This is a genomic window from Peterkaempfera bronchialis (assembly GCF_003258605.2).
GTDB lineage: Bacteria > Actinomycetota > Actinomycetes > Streptomycetales > Streptomycetaceae > Peterkaempfera > Peterkaempfera bronchialis.
In genome coordinates this window covers 2,982,927-3,001,831 of the sequence record NZ_CP031264.1, presented here as the reverse complement: position 1 = coordinate 3,001,831, position 18,905 = coordinate 2,982,927, and the positions used below count along the sequence as shown (strand labels likewise).

18 protein-coding genes and 1 tRNA gene are annotated in these 18,905 nt (G+C 70.9%); 12 read left to right on the top strand and 7 right to left on the bottom strand.

Translation table 11 applies throughout. The features are described from left to right. The first annotated feature begins 363 nt into the window (after positions 1 to 363). From C7M71_RS13240 to C7M71_RS13210, 7 genes are all read left to right on the top strand, one after another. Positions 364 to 846, top strand: a complete 483-nt coding sequence (locus tag C7M71_RS13240; RefSeq protein ID WP_014136563.1) for a CarD family transcriptional regulator — start codon at positions 364 to 366, stop codon at positions 844 to 846. Between the two features lie 380 nt (positions 847 to 1,226). Next, complete coding sequence (ispD, locus tag C7M71_RS13235; protein WP_111489213.1) at positions 1,227 to 1,997, top strand: 2-C-methyl-D-erythritol 4-phosphate cytidylyltransferase; 771 nt, start codon at positions 1,227 to 1,229, stop codon at positions 1,995 to 1,997. Further along, the gene (gene ispF / locus C7M71_RS13230; RefSeq protein WP_111489212.1) at positions 1,987 to 2,490 is read left to right on the top strand and encodes a 2-C-methyl-D-erythritol 2,4-cyclodiphosphate synthase; all 504 of its coding nucleotides are present in this window, start codon (positions 1,987 to 1,989) and stop codon (positions 2,488 to 2,490) included. The genes ispD and ispF overlap by 11 nt, the downstream gene beginning before the upstream one ends. 156 nt (positions 2,491 to 2,646) lie before the next feature. After that, positions 2,647 to 3,039 (top strand): PPOX class F420-dependent oxidoreductase, encoded by a 393-nt coding sequence (locus C7M71_RS13225; RefSeq protein WP_111489211.1) that lies wholly within the window; start codon positions 2,647 to 2,649, stop codon positions 3,037 to 3,039. 104 nt (positions 3,040 to 3,143) lie between these two features. Next, on the top strand, positions 3,144 to 4,538 hold the full coding sequence (gene cysS, locus C7M71_RS13220; RefSeq protein ID WP_111489210.1) for a cysteine--tRNA ligase: 1,395 nt from the start codon (positions 3,144 to 3,146) through the stop codon (positions 4,536 to 4,538). 148 nt (positions 4,539 to 4,686) lie between these two features. Then, positions 4,687 to 5,679 (top strand): 23S rRNA (guanosine(2251)-2'-O)-methyltransferase RlmB, encoded by a 993-nt coding sequence (gene rlmB, locus C7M71_RS13215; protein ID WP_114914356.1) that lies wholly within the window; start codon positions 4,687 to 4,689, stop codon positions 5,677 to 5,679. Between the two features lie 245 nt (positions 5,680 to 5,924). Continuing rightward, positions 5,925 to 7,535 (top strand): DoxX family protein, encoded by a 1,611-nt coding sequence (locus C7M71_RS13210; RefSeq protein ID WP_229758699.1) that lies wholly within the window; start codon positions 5,925 to 5,927, stop codon positions 7,533 to 7,535. Positions 7,536 to 7,638: 103 nt separating this feature from the next. On the opposite strand, the gene C7M71_RS13205 is transcribed toward C7M71_RS13210, so the two are convergent. The 3 genes from C7M71_RS13205 to C7M71_RS13195 all read right to left on the bottom strand — a co-directional run bounded on the left by C7M71_RS13205 (position 7,639) and on the right by C7M71_RS13195 (position 10,317). Then, positions 7,639 to 8,409: a nucleotidyltransferase family protein gene (locus C7M71_RS13205; protein ID WP_111489939.1), complete on the bottom strand. Its 771-nt coding sequence runs from the start codon at positions 8,407 to 8,409 to the stop codon at positions 7,639 to 7,641. Positions 8,410 to 8,608: 199 nt separating this feature from the next. Further along, entirely contained in the window at positions 8,609 to 9,055 is a 447-nt protein-coding gene (locus C7M71_RS13200) for a hypothetical protein (protein ID WP_111489938.1), read from the bottom strand. Between the two features lie 152 nt (positions 9,056 to 9,207). After that, complete coding sequence (locus C7M71_RS13195; protein WP_111489937.1) at positions 9,208 to 10,317, bottom strand: ABC transporter ATP-binding protein; 1,110 nt, start codon at positions 10,315 to 10,317, stop codon at positions 9,208 to 9,210. A gap of 301 nt (positions 10,318 to 10,618) precedes the next feature. On the opposite strand from C7M71_RS13195, the gene C7M71_RS13190 reads away from it, so the two are divergent. Further along, positions 10,619 to 10,692, top strand: a tRNA-Thr gene (locus tag C7M71_RS13190). Positions 10,693 to 10,771: 79 nt separating this feature from the next. Here C7M71_RS13190 and C7M71_RS30645 read toward each other — a convergent pair. Both C7M71_RS30645 and C7M71_RS13180 read right to left on the bottom strand, forming a co-directional pair. Further along, entirely contained in the window at positions 10,772 to 10,942 is a 171-nt protein-coding gene (locus tag C7M71_RS30645) for a hypothetical protein (protein ID WP_162824237.1), read from the bottom strand. Between the two features lie 417 nt (positions 10,943 to 11,359). Then, the gene (locus tag C7M71_RS13180; protein WP_111489935.1) at positions 11,360 to 12,472 is read right to left on the bottom strand and encodes a DUF6083 domain-containing protein; all 1,113 of its coding nucleotides are present in this window, start codon (positions 12,470 to 12,472) and stop codon (positions 11,360 to 11,362) included. A 244-nt stretch (positions 12,473 to 12,716) separates the two neighbouring features. Here C7M71_RS13180 and C7M71_RS13175 point away from each other — a divergent pair, with 244 nt between their 5' ends. From C7M71_RS13175 to C7M71_RS13165, 3 genes are all read left to right on the top strand, one after another. Then, positions 12,717 to 13,244, top strand: coding sequence for a hypothetical protein (locus tag C7M71_RS13175; RefSeq protein ID WP_111489934.1), 528 nt, complete (start codon positions 12,717 to 12,719; stop codon positions 13,242 to 13,244). Positions 13,245 to 13,374: 130 nt separating this feature from the next. After that, positions 13,375 to 14,370, top strand: a complete 996-nt coding sequence (locus tag C7M71_RS13170) for a hypothetical protein (RefSeq protein ID WP_111489933.1) — start codon at positions 13,375 to 13,377, stop codon at positions 14,368 to 14,370. A gap of 264 nt (positions 14,371 to 14,634) precedes the next feature. After that, the gene (locus C7M71_RS13165; protein ID WP_175607679.1) at positions 14,635 to 15,672 is read left to right on the top strand and encodes an NAD-dependent epimerase/dehydratase family protein; all 1,038 of its coding nucleotides are present in this window, start codon (positions 14,635 to 14,637) and stop codon (positions 15,670 to 15,672) included. A gap of 6 nt (positions 15,673 to 15,678) precedes the next feature. On the opposite strand, the gene C7M71_RS13160 is transcribed toward C7M71_RS13165, so the two are convergent. After that, positions 15,679 to 16,992: a DNA-binding protein gene (locus tag C7M71_RS13160; protein ID WP_111489945.1), complete on the bottom strand. Its 1,314-nt coding sequence runs from the start codon at positions 16,990 to 16,992 to the stop codon at positions 15,679 to 15,681. A 328-nt stretch (positions 16,993 to 17,320) separates the two neighbouring features. Between C7M71_RS13160 and C7M71_RS13155 the strand changes: the two genes are divergently transcribed. After that, positions 17,321 to 17,773: an ATP-binding protein gene (locus tag C7M71_RS13155; protein WP_111489944.1), complete on the top strand. Its 453-nt coding sequence runs from the start codon at positions 17,321 to 17,323 to the stop codon at positions 17,771 to 17,773. Between the two features lie 321 nt (positions 17,774 to 18,094). On the opposite strand, the gene C7M71_RS13150 is transcribed toward C7M71_RS13155, so the two are convergent. Beyond that, complete coding sequence (locus tag C7M71_RS13150) at positions 18,095 to 18,772, bottom strand: DUF4232 domain-containing protein (RefSeq protein ID WP_111489932.1); 678 nt, start codon at positions 18,770 to 18,772, stop codon at positions 18,095 to 18,097. Positions 18,773 to 18,905: the final 133 nt, after the last annotated feature.

Genomic DNA, 18,905 nt, shown 5'->3' with positions numbered 1-18,905 from the left:
CGAAGGGGTTGTGAGGCGCGGCACACGGCGCGCGGAGTCCCTTGACGGCGCGTCTGCCCGGAGTGCGCCTGTCCGTCCCGACCTGTGCATATGCCGTTCACGAACCGCCGGACCCCTGGTCGGCCGAAGATCGGATCGCGATCGGGACGCGACGGAAAGGCAAGATCGAATGAGGGTTTCCGCGATGTTTCACCGAGCCGCCGAACCGCTTCCCACCTGCGGTAAACCCGCCTCGAACAGGGGTCGCAGCACGGGACAGGGGCGGTTGTCAAGCCCTGAGACCCGCCCTGACCTGCGAAAACGCCCTTCGGATACGGCGGAACACGTGTTATTCTGGAAAGCCACGGAAGGGGTACCTGTCACATGACGTTCAAGGTTGGCGACACCGTGGTCTACCCCCATCACGGGGCCGCGCTGATCGAGGCCATCGAAACTCGCCAGATCAAAGGTGTGGACAAGACCTATCTGGTGCTCAAGGTGCAGCAGGGTGACCTGACGCTGCGCGTGCCCGCGGAGAACGCAGAGTTCGTAGGCGTGCGCGACGTGGTCGGCCAGGAGGGTCTGGACCGGGTCTTCGAGGTGCTGCGTGCACCGTACACCGAGGAGCCCACCAACTGGTCCCGACGCTACAAGGCCAATCTGGAGAAGCTTGCCTCGGGCGACGTTATCAAGGTCGCGGAGGTTGTGCGCGACCTTTGGCGTCGTGAGCGCGAGCGCGGGCTCTCCGCCGGTGAGAAGCGGATGCTGGCGAAGGCACGCCAGATTCTGGTCAGCGAGCTGGCGCTCGCCGAGAACACCAACGAGGACAAGGCCGAGACTCTGCTCGACGAGGTTCTCGCCTCCTGACCCGGGGCGATCACCTCGCGCCTCAGCGCCCGGTGCGGCGTGCCCGTGCACAGCAGCACGCGGGCGCGCGGCGCACCGGGCGCTGAGGCATGCCCGAAGGCCCCTGCCCTGGTGCCCGGTGAAGGGTGCGCGCTGAAGCGTGTCCGGTGAAGCGTGTCCGGTGAAGCTGCTGCGGTGCTGTACAGCCGCGGTGCCGTGTAGCCGAGCCGATGAGGTACAGGGCGGCGTATGCTCGGCCGCCTCTCCGACCCGGCCGCTGACACGCCCCGCCGCGCCGCCCCGCGCGCCGTTGCGCCCTGCCTGTTGACTCCCCCGTGCCGCCCGGGCCGACGCGGAAGGGATACTCACACTGAAGGCGAGCAGGCCCGGTCCGGCACGCCTTGGCCATACCCACATCGCCGAAGGAACGAAACCTGAACGCCGCAGCAGTGGTTCCCGCCGCCGGGCGGGGCGAACGACTGGGCCCCGGTGCCCCCAAGGCCCTGCGCGAACTCGGCGGGGTCCCCATCCTGGTCCACGCGGTACGGGCGCTGGCCCGCTCCCGCGCCGTCGGCCTGGTCGTGGTGGCCGCGCCCCCGGACGGCGTCGCCGAGGTGGCGGCGCTGCTGGCCGACCACGGCCTGCCCGGCAAGGACGTCCGGGTCGTCGCCGGCGGCCCCACCCGGCAGGACTCGGTGCGCCTCGGCCTCGCGGCCGTCCCCGAGGACGTCCCGGTGGTCCTGGTGCACGACGCCGCCCGCCCGCTGGTCCCGGTGGAGGTCGTGGACGCCGTGGTGGCCGCCGTACGCGCCGGCGCCGAGGCGGTCGTCCCGGCGGTGCCGCTCGCCGACACAGTCAAACGGGTCGAGCCGCACTCCGACGGCACCCCCGAGCCCGTGCTGGACACCCCCGAGCGCTCCTCGCTGCGCGCCGTGCAGACCCCGCAGGGGTTCCGCCGCGAGGTGCTGGCGGCGGTGCACCAGCGGGCCGTCACCGAGGAGTCGGCGGGCGCGCTGCCGCCGGTCACCGACGACGCCGGGCTGGTCGAGCGGTTCGGCGGGCACGTCGTGGTCGTCCCCGGCCACGAGGAGGCCTTCAAGGTCACCCGCCCCCTGGACCTCGTCCTCGCCGAGGCCGTACTCGCCCGACGGAGGGCCACCGATGGGTTCTGAACCGCCGCTGGTGCCGCGCATCGGCATCGGCACCGATGTGCACGCCTTCGAGGCCGGCCGCCCGCTCTGGGTCGCCGGGCTGGAGTGGCCGGGCGCCGAGGCCGGGCTGGCCGGGCACTCCGACGGCGACGTGGCCGCGCACGCCGCCTGCGACGCGCTCTTCTCCGCCGCCGGGCTGGGCGACCTGGGCGCCCACTTCGGTACCGACCGGCCCGAGTGGTCCGGCGCCTCCGGGGTGCGGCTGCTCACCGAGGCCGCCCGGATCGTGCGCGCGGCCGGCTTCGAGGTCGGCAATGTCGCGATCCAGGTGGTCGGGGTGCGGCCGAAGGTCGGCAAGCGGCGGGCGGAGGCCCAGGCGGCCCTCTCCGCCGCCGTCGGCGCCCCGGTGTCCGTCTCCGGCACCACCACCGACGGCCTTGGCCTCACCGGCCGGGCCGAGGGGCTGGCGGCCATCGCCACCGCCCTGGTGTACCGGGTCGGCCCGGCGGCCTAGCGCCGAAGAGCGGTGGACCGGCGGGGCGGTGGGAATGGAGCGGTGGGAATGGATGGGTCGCGCGTACGGTTGAGCGGTGCTTGGATGGCCGTGAGCAGCTGAGCACAGCCTGTCAGCGGCAGACCCGGTCAGAACGCCGACGAGAAGGGGCCCCGCGTGTCCGTGCAACTCTCCGCCAAGGCCAAGGAACTGCTGGACGCCAAGAGCTTCGCCACCCTCGCCACCGTGCAGCCCGACGGCAGCCCCCAGCTGTCCGTCGTCTGGGTGAAGCGCGACGGCGACGATGTGCTGATCTCCACCGTGGAGGGCCGCCGCAAGCACCTCAACATGGTGAAGGACTCCCGGGTCTCCGTGATCGTCAACCCGCCGGACGCCCCCTACACCTACGCCGAGGTGCGCGGCGAGGCGATCCTGACCACCGAGGGCGGCCGGGAGCTGATCAACGACCTGTCCCACAAGTACATGGGTCAGGACTACGGCTACGACGGCCCCGACGACGTACGCGTGGTGGTGCGCATCCGCCCCGCCAAGGTGGTCGACCACCTCTAGACGGCGCCTGGCGGCGCCCCGCCTCTCCCACCGGTATCGGCTCGTGACCGCCCCGCGACGCATACGTCGCGGGGCACTGCCGGTTTCCCACTACGCTTGACGCTGTGAGCATTCGCCTGTACGACACCAGCACCCGCCAGGTACGCGACTTCGTCCCGCTCGTACCGGGGTGTGTCTCGATCTACCTGTGCGGCGCGACCGTGCAGGCCGCCCCGCACATCGGGCACATCCGTTCCGGCCTCAACTTCGACGTGCTGCGCCGCTGGTTCGGCTACCGGGGCTATGACGTCACCTTCTGCCGCAATGTCACCGACATCGACGACAAGGTGATCGCCAAGGAGCACGAGCTCGGTCGGCCCTGGTGGCAGATCTCGTACGCCAACGAGCGCGCCTTCAACGACGGCTACAGCGTCCTCGGGTGCCTCCCGCCGACCGTCGAGCCCCGCGCCACCGGCCATGTGCCCGAGATGGTCGAGATGATGCAGACCCTCATCGAGCGCGGCCACGCCTACGCCGCCGACGGCAACGTCTACTTCGACGTCCGCTCCTTCCCCGGCTACCTCTCCCTCTCCAACCAGGAGCTGGACAATCTGCGCCAGCCCGAGGGCGAGGGCGAGACCGGCAAGCGCGACCCGCGCGACTTCGCCATGTGGAAGGCGGCCAAGCCCGGCGAGCCCAGCTGGGAGACCCCGTGGGGGCGCGGTCGGCCCGGCTGGCACCTGGAGTGCTCCGCGATGGCCCACAAGTACCTGGGCAGCGCCTTCGACATCCACGGCGGCGGGATCGACCTGATCTTCCCGCACCATGAGAACGAGATCGCCCAGTCCCGCGCCTACGGCGACGACTTCGCCAACTTCTGGGTGCACAACGCCTGGGTCACCATGAGCGGCGAGAAGATGTCCAAGTCGCTCGGCAACTCGGTGCTGGTCTCCGAGATGGTGCAGCGCTGGCGGCCGATCGTGCTCCGCTACTACCTGGCCGCCCCGCACTACCGCTCCACCATCGAGTACAGCGAGGAGGCGCTGCGCGAGGCCGAGTCGGCCTTCGGCCGGATCGAGGGCTTCGTCCAGCGGGTGGTCGAGCGCTGCGGCACCGTCGAACCGGCCGCCGAGGTACCGCCGGCCTTCGCCGAGGCGATGGACGACGACCTGGGCGTCCCGCAGGCGCTCGCCATCGTGCACACCACGGTGCGGCAGGGCAATGCCGCACTCAACGCCGATGACAAGGACAACGCGGTGGCACGCCTCGCCGAGGTCCGTGCGATGCTCGGAGTACTGGCCCTCGACCCGCTTGACCCGATGTGGGCCGGCGCCGAGCGCGGTGAGGACCTGCACGGCGTGGTCGACAGCCTGGTACGCCTGGTGCTGGAGCAGCGGCAGGCGGCGCGGGCCCGCAAGGACTACGCCACCGCGGACGCCATCCGCGAGCAGCTGGGCCAGGCCGGCCTGGCCATCGAGGACACCCCGTCCGGCCCGCGCTGGACGATCAGCAGCCAGTAACCCGAGGGGGCGCCCCCGGGGCGGGCCCACCGGCTCGCCGCGCGGGGCACTGGCCGCACAGCGCCCGGAGGCGGGCACGGACCACGGGTGGGCCGCACCGGAGCCGGTGCGGCCCACCCCCATGACGAACAGGACAGGACGTACACCCATGGCCGGCAACAGCCAGCGCAGGAACCGCCGCAACCCGGGGTCCAAGAAGGGCGCCAGTGTCGGTACCGGCGGCCACAGCCGGAAGGCGCTCCAGGGCAAGGGCCCGACCCCGCCCGCCGAGGCCCGCAAGGGCCACCCCAAGCAGCGGGCCGCCAACGCCGCCGTCAAGCGCGAGCGCGACGCCAAGGCCCGGGCCGGCATGCGCCGGGCCGGTGGCACCGGGCGCGGCGGGCGCGGCGGCGCCGGCGCCGCCGAACTGGTCGTCGGCCGCAACTCGGTGGTCGAGGCGCTGCGCGGCGGCGTCCCCGCGACCGCGCTCTATGTGATGCAGTTCATCGACAGCGACGACCGCGTACGGGAGGCATTCCAGGAGGCCAACGACCGGGGCATCCCGCTGATGGAGGCGCCGCGCCCGCAGCTGGACCAGATGACCGGCGGCCTCAACCACCAGGGCCTGGTGCTCCAGGTCCCGCCGTATGAGTACGCCCACCCCGAGGACCTGCTGGAGACCGCCGCCGACGCCGGCGAGGACCCGCTGATCGTCGCCCTGGACGGGGTCACCGACCCGCGCAACCTCGGCGCCGTGGTCCGCTCCGCCGCCGCCTTCGGCGGACACGGCGTGGTCGTCCCCGAGCGCCGCGCGGCCGGGATGACCGCCGGCGCCTGGAAGACCTCGGCGGGCGCCGCCGCCCGGCTCCAGGTCTCCCGGGCCACCAACCTGACCCGTGCGCTGGAGACCTACCAGAAGGCCGGTCTGATGGTGGTCGGCCTGGCCGCCGAGGGCGAGGCCGAGGTCGCCGACCTGGACGCGCTGAGCGGGCCGGTGGTGATCGTGGTCGGCTCGGAGGGCAAGGGCCTGTCCCGGCTGGTCTCCGAGACCTGCGACCTCACCGTGCGCATCCCCATGCCGGGCCAGACCGAGTCGCTCAACGCGGGCGTCGCCGCCGGCATCGTGCTCTACGAGGCGGCCCGGCTGCGCGCCGCCCGCTGACACCGGCCGCACGCCTCGCGTACGCCCCCTCCGGCCCGCCCGAGGGGGCGTACGCGCACCCGGCGCGGCGGCCCGGGGCCCGATCCGCGTCCACATCCGGATTCGATCCGCGCCGGATGCGCTCCGAGGGGTGTCCTAACCCCGTGTCATTCGGTTAGTGGTGTGTGGACACCAGAACACCTCCCCGTTCCCAGGGGGGACGCTCCGCCGGAATAGGCGAACCGCCCGAGCTGAGCACGATCAAGGTGCCGAGCGACCCGGTGCGGATCGGGGGCTCGCACGCCAGCTTCCGGGTCCGGCTCGCGGCGCCGGTCGCCCCGCTCATCGGCGCACCCGCGTACGCCCGCTCGTACGGCGGGTCCTACTCGCCCCCGTCCTTCGCCGTGCCCCCGTCCGCCGTGCCCTCGTCCGCCGTGCCCTCGGCGATGGCCCTGGTGGGCGTGGGCGCCGCCACGGGCCCGCGCCGCAAGGGGCGGGTCACCGCCGTCACCTGGTCCGGCCAGGCGCGGCCCGGGGACCTGGCGGCCACTCAGCTGCTCGACGCCGTACGGCTGGTCCCCCAGCCCATCGGCGCCGAGGACGCGGAGGAGGCCGCCACCCGCGCGGTGCCCCGCATCCCGTTCGGGGAGGGCGGCCCCTACGGCCGCAGCGTCCCCCAGCAGGGCGGGTACGGGCTGCGGCAGTCCGCCGGGCGCCCGGCGCGGTCGGAGCCGCCGATGTCCGGCTGGACGCCGGGCGGCGAGGAGTACCGGCCGCAGGAGGACGAGGTCTGGGCGCAGGCGTCCGGAGACCTGGCGCACCACGCCTGGTACCCGGGCCGCAAGGTCGACCTGGGCCTGGTGCTGCTGCCGCTGCGGGTCTTCCTCGGCTGCATCTCGGTCTACGCGGGCTTCAGCAAGCTCTGCGACCCCGTCTACTTCGACGGCGGCGACCGGGGCTCCATGATGCGCTGGCTCGCCTCGCTGCACCCGTGGAGCTTCACCCAGCCGCTGCTGGACTTCGCGATGGCCCACCCGGTCGGCGCCGGGCTCGCCGTGGCGTTCACCCAGATCGTGGTCGGTGTGCTGTCGGTGCTCGGCCTGTGGCAGCGGGCTGCGGCGGCTGCCGCGATGCTGCTCTCGGTGGCGCTGCTGTTCACCGTCAGCTGGCAGGCGGTGCCCGCCTATGACGCGCCCGACATCATCTATCTGGCGGCCTGGAGCCCGCTGCTGATCGCCGGGGCGCCGTTCGGCTCCGTCGACGGCAGGCTGGCCCTGGACGCCTGGCGGAGGCTCGGTCCCACCGCCTCCGTGCAGCGGCTGCGGCGGCGGGTGCTGCGCCGTGGCGCGGTGCTCTCCACGGTGGTCATCGGGCTGAGCCTGGTGCTGGGTTCGATCCTGGGCGCGGCGGTACGGACCGGCGCGGTGCCCACCACGGTGGTGCCCCAGCAGCCGGCCCCGCCCACCGACTACGGCAGGCCCACCTGGCCCACCCGGTCGCCGGACGGCGCGGCCACCACGCGCCCACCGTCCGGCCCGCCGCCGACTTCCCACCCGGCGACCCGGCCGCCTGGCCGGACCTCCACGCCGACCGCGCCGACCGTCCCGAGCCGTACGGCGGTGCCCGGGCGGCAGCAGTCCGCGCACCCGGCGCCCGGCAGCGGCACCGGGCACCACAGCGGCGGTTCGACGCACCACACCCAGGCACCGGCCGGCGGCACCAGCTCGGCGCCGGGCGGCCAGAGCCCGACCGCGCCCCATCCGTCGCACAGCGGGGGAGCGGTGATCGGCGGGCTGCTGGGCAGCGACACCATCGGCGGCGTTCCGGTGCTCGGGATGCCCGGCCGGGGCGCTCCGGCCCGGCCGGGGGTCGCCTGACCGCCCATCCGACGCACGGCACGGCACAGCAGACGGCGGCGGCCGCACCCCCCAGTCCCGGGAGGGTGCGGCCGCCGCCGTCTTGCCGTGCCGTACGGGCCTCTCAGTCGTCCAGCGTTACGGCCCGGAGGGAGGCCAGCTCCTTGGCGGCCTCGGAGAGGTCCTTGGCGGTGTCGATGGCCCGCCAGTAGCAGCCCTGGGGCAGCTGGTACCCGGCCAGCTTCCGGTCCCGGGCGAGCTGCGGGAAGGTGGTCCGCTCATGGTCGCCGACATCGGGCAGCAGCGCCGCGAAACCGGCGGAGAAGACATACAGACCCGCGTTGATCAGGAACGGCGACGGCGGGGCCTCGACGAAGTCCAGCACATTGCCGAAGCGGTCCGTCTCCACGGCGCCCCAGGGGATGCGCGGGCGGGCCAGCGCCAGCGTGGCGACGGCGGCCCGCTCATGGTGGAAGGCGGCCATGTCGCGCAGCGAGAACCGGGTCCAGATGTCGCCGTTGGTCGCGTACCAGGGCTCGTCCGGGCGCGGCAGCGCCTTGGACGCGTACTTCAGACCGCCGCCCCGGCCGAGCGGCTCCGTCTCGACCACGGTGGTGACCTTGACGGGCAGTTCGGTCTGCTCCAGCCACTCCTGGAGCACCTCGGCGAGGTGCCCGCAGGAGACGGCGACATCGGTGACGCCCTCCTCGGCGAGCCAGGCGATCTGGTGGCCGATGATCGGGATGCCGGTGCCCGGGATCTCGACCAGCGGCTTGGGCCGGTCGTCGGTGTACGGGCGCAGCCGGGACCCCTGGCCGCCGGCCAGGATCACGGCCTGGGTGACGGTCGGCGCGGCAGGGTTCGCCGCAGGGGGCTGAGTGAGGTCAGCGGTCATGGGGCAACCCTAAGGGGCCCCCGGAGCCGGACGGGCTCCAGCCCGGACCGGCCGCCCGGCTGGCTGCTTGGTTGCTGCCTGGTTGCGGTGTGGCTGCGGCTGCGGCTGCGGCTGCGGCTGCGGCTGTGGCGCGGCTGCGGCGCGGGCATGGCGGTGGGCCCCGCCGGCTGCGGCAGGGCCCACCGGGGACGGCGGCGGTTCAGCCGCCGTCGACCACTCCGGCGGCGAATGAGCCGTCGCAGACGGGACGGGCGAACGACCGGGCCTTCTTCACATCGCCGTGGTACTTGTGCACGGCGGCGCGGCCGAGCGCCTGGGAGAGCTCGGTGCAGTGCGGGGTGAGCGAGGGCTGGCGCCGCATGGACCGGTCCAGCATGGAGAGCGCCGACCCCGGGTCATGCACCTTGAGTTCCCGTAGCAGACGCTGGAGCAGCGCCTCCTGAGGGCTGGTCTGCTTCACCGGCCGGTGCGCCCGGGGGGTGATGCCGATGGTGCCGTCGGCCGACGCGGCAGCGAGGACCTGCTGGTCGCCCGAGGACGGCGGTGCCCACGGGACGCGGGTGACGGCCAGGGTGCCGGTCGTCACCAGGACGACCGGCAGCACGAATGCGATGGTCTTGCCGATGCGGCGTGCGAGCTGCTTCACGCCGAGGATCGTAGCGACCGGTGAGGAAGCGGCGACAATCCGTAACACGGACGAGTGACACCGACCGAGGTTTCGCCGCCCTGCATTGACGTGAGGGCCCCGCCGGAGCGTGCTCCGACGGGGCCCTCACCGAATCCGCGTCCGCGTCAGCGTCAGACGCTGAGGCGCTTGCCGCTGCTGGTGGAGAAGACGTGGGTCTCGCCGGCGACGGGCACCACGTGGACCGTCTCGCCCTTCATCGGGATCTGGCGGCCGTGCACCCGGACGACCAGGTCCTTCTGCTCGTCGCCGATCTGCGCGGAACCGTAGATGTAGCCGTCGGCGCCGAGCTCCTCGACCACGTTGACCGTGACCGCCACGCCCTTGCCCTCCTTGGACAGGCCCTCGGAGGAGACGACCTCCAGGTGCTCCGGCCGGACGCCCACCGTGACCGTACGGTCACCGGCGTTGGCGGCCTCGGCGACGGCCTCCCGGGGGACGCTGATGACCGAGTCGCCGAACCGCACGCCGCCGTCCACGATCGGCACCTCGACCAGGTTCATCGCCGGGGAGCCGATGAAGCCCGCGACGAAGACGTTGGCCGGCTTGTCGTACATGTTGCGCGGGGTGTCCACCTGCTGGAGCAGGCCGTCCTTCAGCACCGCGACCCGGTCGCCCATGGTGAGGGCCTCGACCTGGTCGTGGGTGACGTACACGGTGGTGATGCCCAGCCGGCGCTGCAGCGAGGCGATCTGGGTACGGGTGGACACGCGGAGCTTGGCGTCCAGGTTGGACAGCGGCTCGTCCATCAGGAAGACCTGCGGCTCCCGGACGATCGCACGGCCCATCGCGACACGCTGCCGCTGGCCACCGGAGAGGGCCTTCGGCTTGCGGTCCAGGTAGTCCGTGAGGTCGAGGATCTTCGCGGCCTCCTCGACCTTCTTGCGGATCTCCGCCTTGTTGACGCCCGCGATCTTCAGGGCGAAGCCCATGTTGTCCGCGACGGTCATGTGCGGGTAGAGCGCGTAGTTCTGGAACACCATGGCGATGTCCCGGTCCTTGGGCGGCAGGTGGGTGACATCGCGGTCGCCGATCCGGATGGCGCCGCCGTTGACGTCCTCCAGGCCGGCCAGCATCCGCAGCGAGGTCGACTTGCCACAGCCGGACGGACCGACCAGGACGAGGAACTCCCCGTCCGCGATGTCCAGGTCCAGCTGGTCGACGGCCGGGCGCTCGCCGCCCGGGTAGATGCGGGTCGCCTTGTCGTACGTCACAGAAGCCATGGTCGACTCCCCTTCACCGGCAGGAACGTGCCGGACGGTCCGAGTAAAGGTGGGCCCGGTCACAGTGGTCTAGTCCACACATGAACCGGTTGATCCGACGCTACCTGCCGCCCCCGGGCTTGTCAGCATCCACCAGCCATCGAATTGGACACCAATCCGATCACATCCCTGACATTCCACCCATATCCCCCCACCCATCACCCCCTCCTCCCGATCTCTCCCCCGAACACGACCGGCCGCCCCCTCCACCCCGGTAGACTGCCTGCCGGTGCCGCCGTGGTCCGCTGCGGACGGCCACCGCGCCGCGTTAGCTCAGCTGGCCAGAGCGTCGCTCTTGTAAAGCGAGGGTCGTCGGTTCGAATCCGACACGCGGCTCGATAGAAGCCCTGGTCAGAGGCCCCTCCGGCGAGACGGCGGAGGGGCCTCCGACGGTGCAGCACACATTCAGCACACATCAGGCTGCGGCGCCCACGTCACCTGCCTCCAGAGCGGCGAGCTGGTCCGCCAGCTGCTGGGCCTTCACGGCGGCCTTCTCGGCCTTCTTCCGGGCTAGATCACAGCAGCGGCTCAGCCGTTGCGTCGGGACGGTCGAGCCCGCTTCAGTCCAGGGTGACTCGATAGACAATGGACTCCTTCCATTGAAAACCCGCCCGCTCATACAAGCGGTTCGCGGCCTCTCGCGAAGTAGGGGTCCTCCGGCAGGGTGTCCAGGCGGTGGGTCCAGCGCTGGTGCAGCACTGACGGTACGGCCTCCCGGAACCACTCGGTTGTGATATCGCGTGCGTGAAGGTGGTCCACGGCGATGAAGGGGTGCTTACGGCGACCGACGAGCCGTTGGCGCCGACGGTCGGCGTGGGTGATATCGGCGAGCGCGGACAGATCGTGCTGGTCGCCCCCGAGAAGGCAGAGTCGGTGCCGGTGGCAGACGCCTTCGTGGGGACCGGTGCTGCGGGCCGCGAGTCCGTGGACGCCGCGATGGGCCATGCAGAGCCGGCGTCGGAGGTGCCGTTGGGCCGCCTTCGGCCCCACGAGCACCGCGGCCTCACACAGAGGGGGTGTTGCCGTCCCGGGCGGGTTGGCTGCGCTGGTCGAGGGGGGAGCGGTTGGGTGAACTGAGGCGTTGACGGCGTCGTTCGGCTTGCTGGCGGCGTTTGAGTTTGGCGGTGCACTGGTAGCACAGCCAGCCGGGACCGACGGGGGCCAGGCTTGCGTTGGCGCAGCCCTGGCCCGCGCATGTGGTGCTCGGGCGTGCCGCCGCCGTGTGGCGCAGCAGGTTGGGGAGCGCAGGTGCGTGGATGTCGGCGTCGGCCGGGCGTTGGCGCAGGATGTGGGCGTGGTGGGTGCCGGGCTGGAATTCGGCCCATTCAGGTGCGACGGCGTCGTGGTCCGGCCCGGAGGGGTGGTGGAGGCTGCAGCGTTGGCGGAGCCATCGAAGGGCGCTGTGGTAGTCGGGGACGGACAGTTCGAAGACCCACATGGTGCCGTTGAAGGCAGCTGATCGGCCGAGCCGTCCGGGAACGGAGGGGATGGGAGTCTGGGTCCACGATCCCTCGCGGGCCTCCGGTTCGAGGACCGGGTTCGAGCACCGGTCGCCGAGGGTGTCGTAGTAGGCGACGCACCGGACTTCGTCGATTGGGCCGGGTGCAAGGTAGAGGATGCCCATGTACATCAGGACATGCCTCGCGGGGCGCACTGCGGCCGACTCGGCCCGGGGCTCGGCTTGTGCGGGTTCCTCCGGGACGGCGGGGGTGAAGGTGCCGTGAGCGATCGCGGTGCGCATCCGCACCGCGAGGGCCTTCACCAGCGGCTGCAGGACAGGGTCGAGGTCGTCGTGGTCCAGGGCCGGGCAGATCGCGGGATGAGGGATGCGGCAGAACTCCCCGCCGCTGCCACCGTGGGCAACGCCGTTGCTCACGTTCCACGCATACCGCGGGGGCACCGCGCGGGAGGGGAACTCCATCGGTGTGAGCGGGATCCGCGCGGCATTCCACCGGTCGAACCACTCGATGAGATTCCCGCAGTAGCGGCAGGTGTCCACGTCGTTGGACCGCAGGGTCTTCGAGGCGCTGGACTGGTGGATGCGTAGGTATCGGGGACGGGCCAAGGCCGACAGCGGGTCCTGCCTGTCGGGCTCGTCCCAGGGGGCGACCGACATTGCTCCTCCCTCCTTGCCTGCCGTCGCGCGGCTTGGGCCCGATCATAGGCGGGCACCCTGGCCCTGGGGCCTGGCAGCGGGGGCGAACCGTGTGACGGGCATGGGGAACTGTGGCAGTGTCATCGCCATGGAAGGACGCTCGTACGTGGTACCCCAGGGACGGCCTCTGCTCCTGCGCGAGTTGCGGACCAAACTTGGTCCCGTCGATGACGCTGCGCGCAGTCTGTCCCCTGATGCGGATCCCGTGGAGTACGACGAGCTCGCTGACGGCATCTACGGGGTCTTCCGGGTCGCCTCCAACCTCGCGCCGCCCAAGACGCCCACCGGCTGCCGGGAGCACCCCAGAGGTGCCGTCGATCCGGTTGCGCCCGCCGGATGGTCCCGCTGCCTGCTGTGCAACGACCGGCGCCGCAAGACCAACCAGTGGGCTGTCCCGCAGCCGATGTCGCAGGCCCAGGCGACCGCGTATCCTGTGCCGCTCCCGCCTTACACCTACGAGGGACTGCGCCAGCACCTGAGGGCGGTCAACGACCTTGTGTGGACCCTCGATCTCACCTCGCCCGAGGAAGACTTCGCCACTCTCGCCGACGCGGTGTACGCGGCTTTTGTCGTGTGCCGAGAACTCGCCCGCCCGCGTCGAAAGGCAGGATGCGACCGCCACCCCGGGGCTCCCCTCGACCCCACGGCCGAGCCTGGCCAGGAGTGCCTGTTCTGCATCGGCGCCCAACGCCGGTCCGCCGCCCCATCCTCGGCCCTGCGGCGGCGTCCCTGACACCGCATGCCGCGAGCCCCGCACCTGGTTTCGAGGGGGCGACTCCGCAACCAGGCACCAAGCCGATGACACGCCATCAAAATGCTTGATAAGCAGATCATCCACGCCGCAGCGCCGCTAACGTTCCGGTATGTCCACCAGCGCACAGGAGCCCGCACAGCCCTGGACCGACATCCAAAGCGTCCTTGGCCTCGAACCGAACAAGGTCGCCTTCCTCGCCGTACCCACGGACGCGGCCGCCACTGTGCTTTCCGACATCACCCACGACGCCCTCCAGAAAGAACAGCGCCTCGTGGTCTGCACCGACGACCCGGCCCTGCGGACCTACCCCCGCCACCACGTCATCCACCGGCCGGACCTCCGACTCCAGGACCTCCGCCCGCGACTGGAACGCCTCCGCTTCGACCTCCTCGTCCTGGACGAGCTGTTCTTCCCCCTCCTGCAGCGAACCATCGAAGCGCTCACCGAGACGTGGACCGACTACGACGAGGAGGCAGCGCAGACCGCCGACCGAATCCGGCGCGAGGCCGTCGACCAACTGGTGCGACAACTACGTCAACTCGCCATCACATACAAGGCTCGGGCACTCGTCACCATCCCTTACATTCCGGGCGAATCATGGCCGGCCACCTTTCCGATGCCCGAAGCAGACCTTGAAAAGGTCGAAGAGTTCCCTGTGTCCTTGACCGTCCTGCGCCTCGGATTCCCTGCACAAATCAGGCAGTACCGCGGAGAGACCACCATCCGCCGGATCTCCCCACTGCCTCACCCGCGCACCGAGACCCTCCTCCCGCACCCCGTACAGCAGCCGACCACGCCTGCCACCGCGGATCCGACAAGCGACGTCATCGTCCTGCCAGGAGACAATCCTCCTGTAGACACGGTCGTCTGTCGCGCTTACTGGCAGCGCGAGCAGGACACCTGGGCTCACTCGATTTCCGATGTCCGCCAAGACTACGGAGTCACCCAAGCCCGACTCATGGAGATCATCGAAAACCACCACGCCACCAGCCCTGCCCTGTCCTGCCCGCAATGCGGCACTGCCCACGCCCTCGAAGACCGCATCCACTACCGCCATCTGCACGGCTCCTCACCGCTCCTGTGCCACCGCTGCACCCGCCGGTAGCCGTAGTCACCCCGTCCCTGGTTCGCGGCGCTGGTCTACCTCAATCCGGTGGACGACAACGTCGGCGCCCATTTCCAGCATCTCCGGGACCCGGCGCCGCTCCAAAGAAGAGTTCTGCGCGTCCGGCCTGCTCGCCTACCGCTACGGCTCAGGTTGCCGCGATGAATACACCGACCGTGCCTCCGCTCCCGGGCTTGGCCCGGACGTGTGCTGACGCTGCGTTCGGGTGGCGCCCGGATGTCGATAGACGGCAGGATCGCGCGCATGAAGCTCTTGGTGACGGGCGGCACCTGGTTCCTCGGCCGGGAGGTCGTCGAGGAGGCGAAGAGGCGAGGCTGGGAAGTGACGACCTTCAACCGCGGGCGCTCGGGGCCGGATCCTGAAGGGGTCACAGCGGTGCATGGCGACCGCACCAATCCGCAGGACCTTGCCTACCTTGCGGAGTTCGGCCCGTGGGACGCTGTGGTGGACACCTCGGCCTCGGAGTTGCCGCCGCGGGTCGTTCTCGATGGTGCCCGTGCCCTCTCCAAGGCCGTCGGGCGCTACGTGTACGTCTCCACCGTGTCGGTGTACCAGGGCTGGCCCGAGGAAGCCCTGGCCGAGACGTCGCCGGTGCTGCCGTGCCCGGCCGATGTCGGGGCCGACTACGGGGCGCTGCCTCCCGGCTCCGACGGGCCGAACACTCACTACGGCACCCAGAAGGCCGGCGCGGAGAACGCTGTCCTCCAGGTCTTCAAGGGCGAGGCTGTACTGCTGCGGCCCGGGGTGATCCTCGGGCCGGGTGAGTATGTGGGGCGGTTGCCGTGGTGGCTGCGGCGTGCGGAGGCGGGCGGGCGCATTCTGGCCCCGGGTGACCCGGGGCGCACGATCCAGCCGGTTGACGTCAGGGATGTCGCCGTTTTCGCGCTCGACCAGGCGGCGGCCCCGGGCGGGGGCGCGTACAACGTCACTGCGCCGGTGGGTCGGGAGACGATGGGCGGATTCCTGAGCGCTTGCCTGACGGTCACCGGAAGCAGAGGCGAACTGGTCTGGGCGCCCGACCAGGTGCTGCTCGACAGTGGTGTCCGGCAGTGGACTGAGCTTCCTCTGTGGCGTACTCATCGAGGGGTGTGGCGGATCGACTCCTCGGCGGCGCACGCGGCGGGTTTGCACTGCCGGCCGCTGGCTGAGACCGTCGCGGACACCTGGGCTTGGCTCCGAGCGGACGGCCGACCGGTCGACCACCCGCGCTGGGCCGAGCACGGCATCGACCCGACCAAGGAGGCCGGGATTCTTGCTGCGCTCGGCTCCACGCCGGGCTGACCGGGTTCACGCCTCCAGCGCGCGCCGACCACCTGGGCCCAGAGAGTGGTGCGCGGAGGCCCGCTGGAAGTCCTCCAGCCGCTCACCCAACGCGGTCGCGGCCGGGGTTTCCCTGAACGGTTGTGCCGTCAGGGCATAGCGGATACGGGAAGTGCGCTCCAGAAGTCCGGTCACCCGCTGCTGGGCGGGGATGCCCCACACCATCTCCAGGGCCTTCGCACTGCCGTCGAGGTCGCCGCTCAGCAGGCGAGCAGCGGCCAGGTCTGCGGCTGCCTTGCCACGGATCGACCCAGACTGCTGAGTGATCGGCCGCTGCTCGATGAGCTCCAGCGCGCGCCGGGCAGCCACCTCGGCTCCCGGACCGTCGTTCAGCAGGAGGTAGGTCGAGCCGTGCGACATGGCCAGGCGTTCGTCGGGGAATCCGAATTCGCCGCCGACGTCGTCGTGCAACTCGTCGCGGAAGCCATTGCCTTCTTGTTCGGAGACGCGCAGCGCCTGCCTGGCTTCCTTCTCGTTGCCGAGATGCCCGTATGCGCGAGCCTCGATCGTGGCCAGACGGCGCCGGGCGACGTCACCGAGCCCTCCGAACGCCTGGGCGGCCTGTGCGAAGCGCACCGCCTCGGAGGGCCGGTCGCTGAAGTAGGCGATGAAGGCGAGGCTTCCGCCGGCGAACGCCCGCAGCGGATCGAAGCGGGCAACCTCTCCGTACAGCGCGGCTGAACGCGCCAGGCGCTTGGCGCCGTCCAGCGCTCCCAGGTCGAATGCAGCGGTGGCGAGCAGGGCGCAGGTCTGCCCTGCGAGGACCACCAGGTCCTGCTGCTGGACCGGGACCGCGGTGCGGTCCCGCAGGGTCTCGGCCTCCTCCCGCAGCGACTTGGCGCGGTGGAACACGTCCTGCGGGGAGAAGGTGCTGTAACCACGGGCCAGCACGAGCACGTCCTCGCGCAGCTGGTCCAGCGAGATATCGGAGACGGACAGAGCGGCGGAGGCACCGGCACGGTCCTGGGCGTCACGAGCGGTCATTGCGATCTCAGCTTCCAGGTCGAACTCGGGGAGAGCCTCGGCAGGATGTGCCTCTGGTGGTGCAAACAGCCGCGCTGTGGGCACCACCCCGAACATCTCTTCCAGCACACGGCACGCTTCGGCACGTGGCGGCTTCGTGAGCGATCCGCTTGTCCACCGTCGGAATTGGGCTTCCGAGACCGTCAGCTCGAACCCCAGGACCCGCCGGGCCGTGCGTCGGAACTCTCTCTCGAAGTCCCGGTAGCTCCAAAGGCGCTCTATCACGAGCGCCTTCAGCAGGGTCTGGACATCGGTCACAGCCGGCTCCTCAATCTCGGCGGACAGCCACAAGGGCGCATAGACGTGAGGCTCCCCAGACATGAAGTAACCGGCTTGGCCGGGAATGCGCAACGGCCTCCTGCGAAGAGACAGCCAGAAGACACCCTCGCGATACCCTCGGCCGCCTGATGGGGCAACAGATGACGTCCTATCCGATATGGCGGCGATACCGCATCCAGGAGCAGCCTGGCTCCATCACGGAGAGGAATGGCGTGCTCACGCTGTTCCCCCTTCCTCTTAAGCTTGGGAGAGCCGGGTGACTACTGCCCTGAACGACCTCCGAGCCGCAACGGCTGTGCCCTCGTGCATGCAGTCCGATGCCAGACGAGACCTGCTTGATGCGCGGTGGGTGTACCCGGACAGCCACGGGGTCCGGCTCGCCCGCTGGCACATGGCCTCGGTTCTGGCCGAGGCCGGCTGTGACCGTGGTCTGGTGCGGTGTGTGGAGCAGATTGCGGCCGAACTGCTGACCAACGCCGTCCTGCACGGTTGCACGAAGCCCGGCCATCGCGCGCACCTCAAGGTGTCGGCCGAGGACGGCGCGCTGCTGGTGGAGGTGCTGGACCCGAGCACCGATTTGCCCAGGGCCGTCGCCTCACGGCCTGAGAACGAGCACGGCCGCGGGCTACTCCTGGTGGAGGAACTGGCCGACGCCTGGGGCGTGCACGAGCACGAAGGCGTGGGGAAGACCGTGTGGGCGAGGTGCTCGCCAGTGCAACTGCCGCACCATCCCTCCGACGAGGAAGAGCAGGCGTGTTGAGCGACGCCTTGCCCCGGCAGGTGCCAGTCCGTACCCCGGCTCCGGCAGTCGTCTCCTTCAGGCGCGCGCACATCGCGTACGGCCGCGGTGCCGGAGAGCACGGGTGGTGGCTGGCCCGAGGAGAGACACCGACGGCCGCGCAGGCTCTGAAGTGGCTGCGGACCCTGGTAGGGGACACCGTGATCCAACTGGACCCGCCCGCCTGGCGGATTGCCCGGTTATGGCTGTGCGATCGACAGGCGCAGACAGCGGCAGCCGCCAGTCTCACGAAGGGCTCGCACGCTACGCGCCACCAGCATGGATCACGAGCTGCGGGTCCGTTCAGCTGAAGGGAACGGCGTCCGTCGGGGTGGTGTGCCAGTTGGTGACGATCGGGTCCTCGACAGTGATGGTGCCGACCGGCAGGGAAACCGGATTGGGGTCGTCGTCACCGACGCCGACGATGATGAAGTCCAGTTCCTTGCCACCGTTTCCGTTGGTGGTCTTCGGGTTCACCCCGGCGTAGGCGGTGGTGCTCCCGCTCAGCTTGATCTGCTGGCCGGCGGTCTGCTCTGCCGGACCCGCCTCGGTGCCGTCAGATCCGAACGCCACGGTCGGAAGCGCGGCGGGCAGGTAGCAGGTGATCCCCGACTTCGCCTTCGCGATGATCAGGATGTATCCGCCGGCCTGGGTCTCGGACCTGGTGCTCCAGGAGATGTCATTGGCGCCGCAGCTCTGCTCGACCGGCTTCCGCTCGCCGTTGCCGGTGTCGGCGCCGGAGCCGGCCCCGTCGGTGCTTCCCTTGCCCGTTGCGTCGGAGCCCTTGCCGGTGCCCTGGTTGCTGCCCGTGGTCGACGAGCCGGACGGGGTGGCCGCACTGCCGACCGGAGTGGCGGACGAAGAAACCTGCGCGGCGCCGGTGTCCTTGGCCGTGTCCGAGTCCTGGCACGCCGTCATCAGCATGGTGCCGCCGACGAGGGCTGCGGAGACGAGAAAGGCCTTACGACGGTTGCCGGACATGAAATCCCCCTGGTGATCACTGGTCGAGGCCGAATCAGGTTCGGCTTCTCGGTGCTTGCTTGATCACTGTAAGGAGGTGTGAGCCGAGGAGATCCCGGAGTCTTCGTTCCAGGACGTCGCTGTTGCAGGCCGG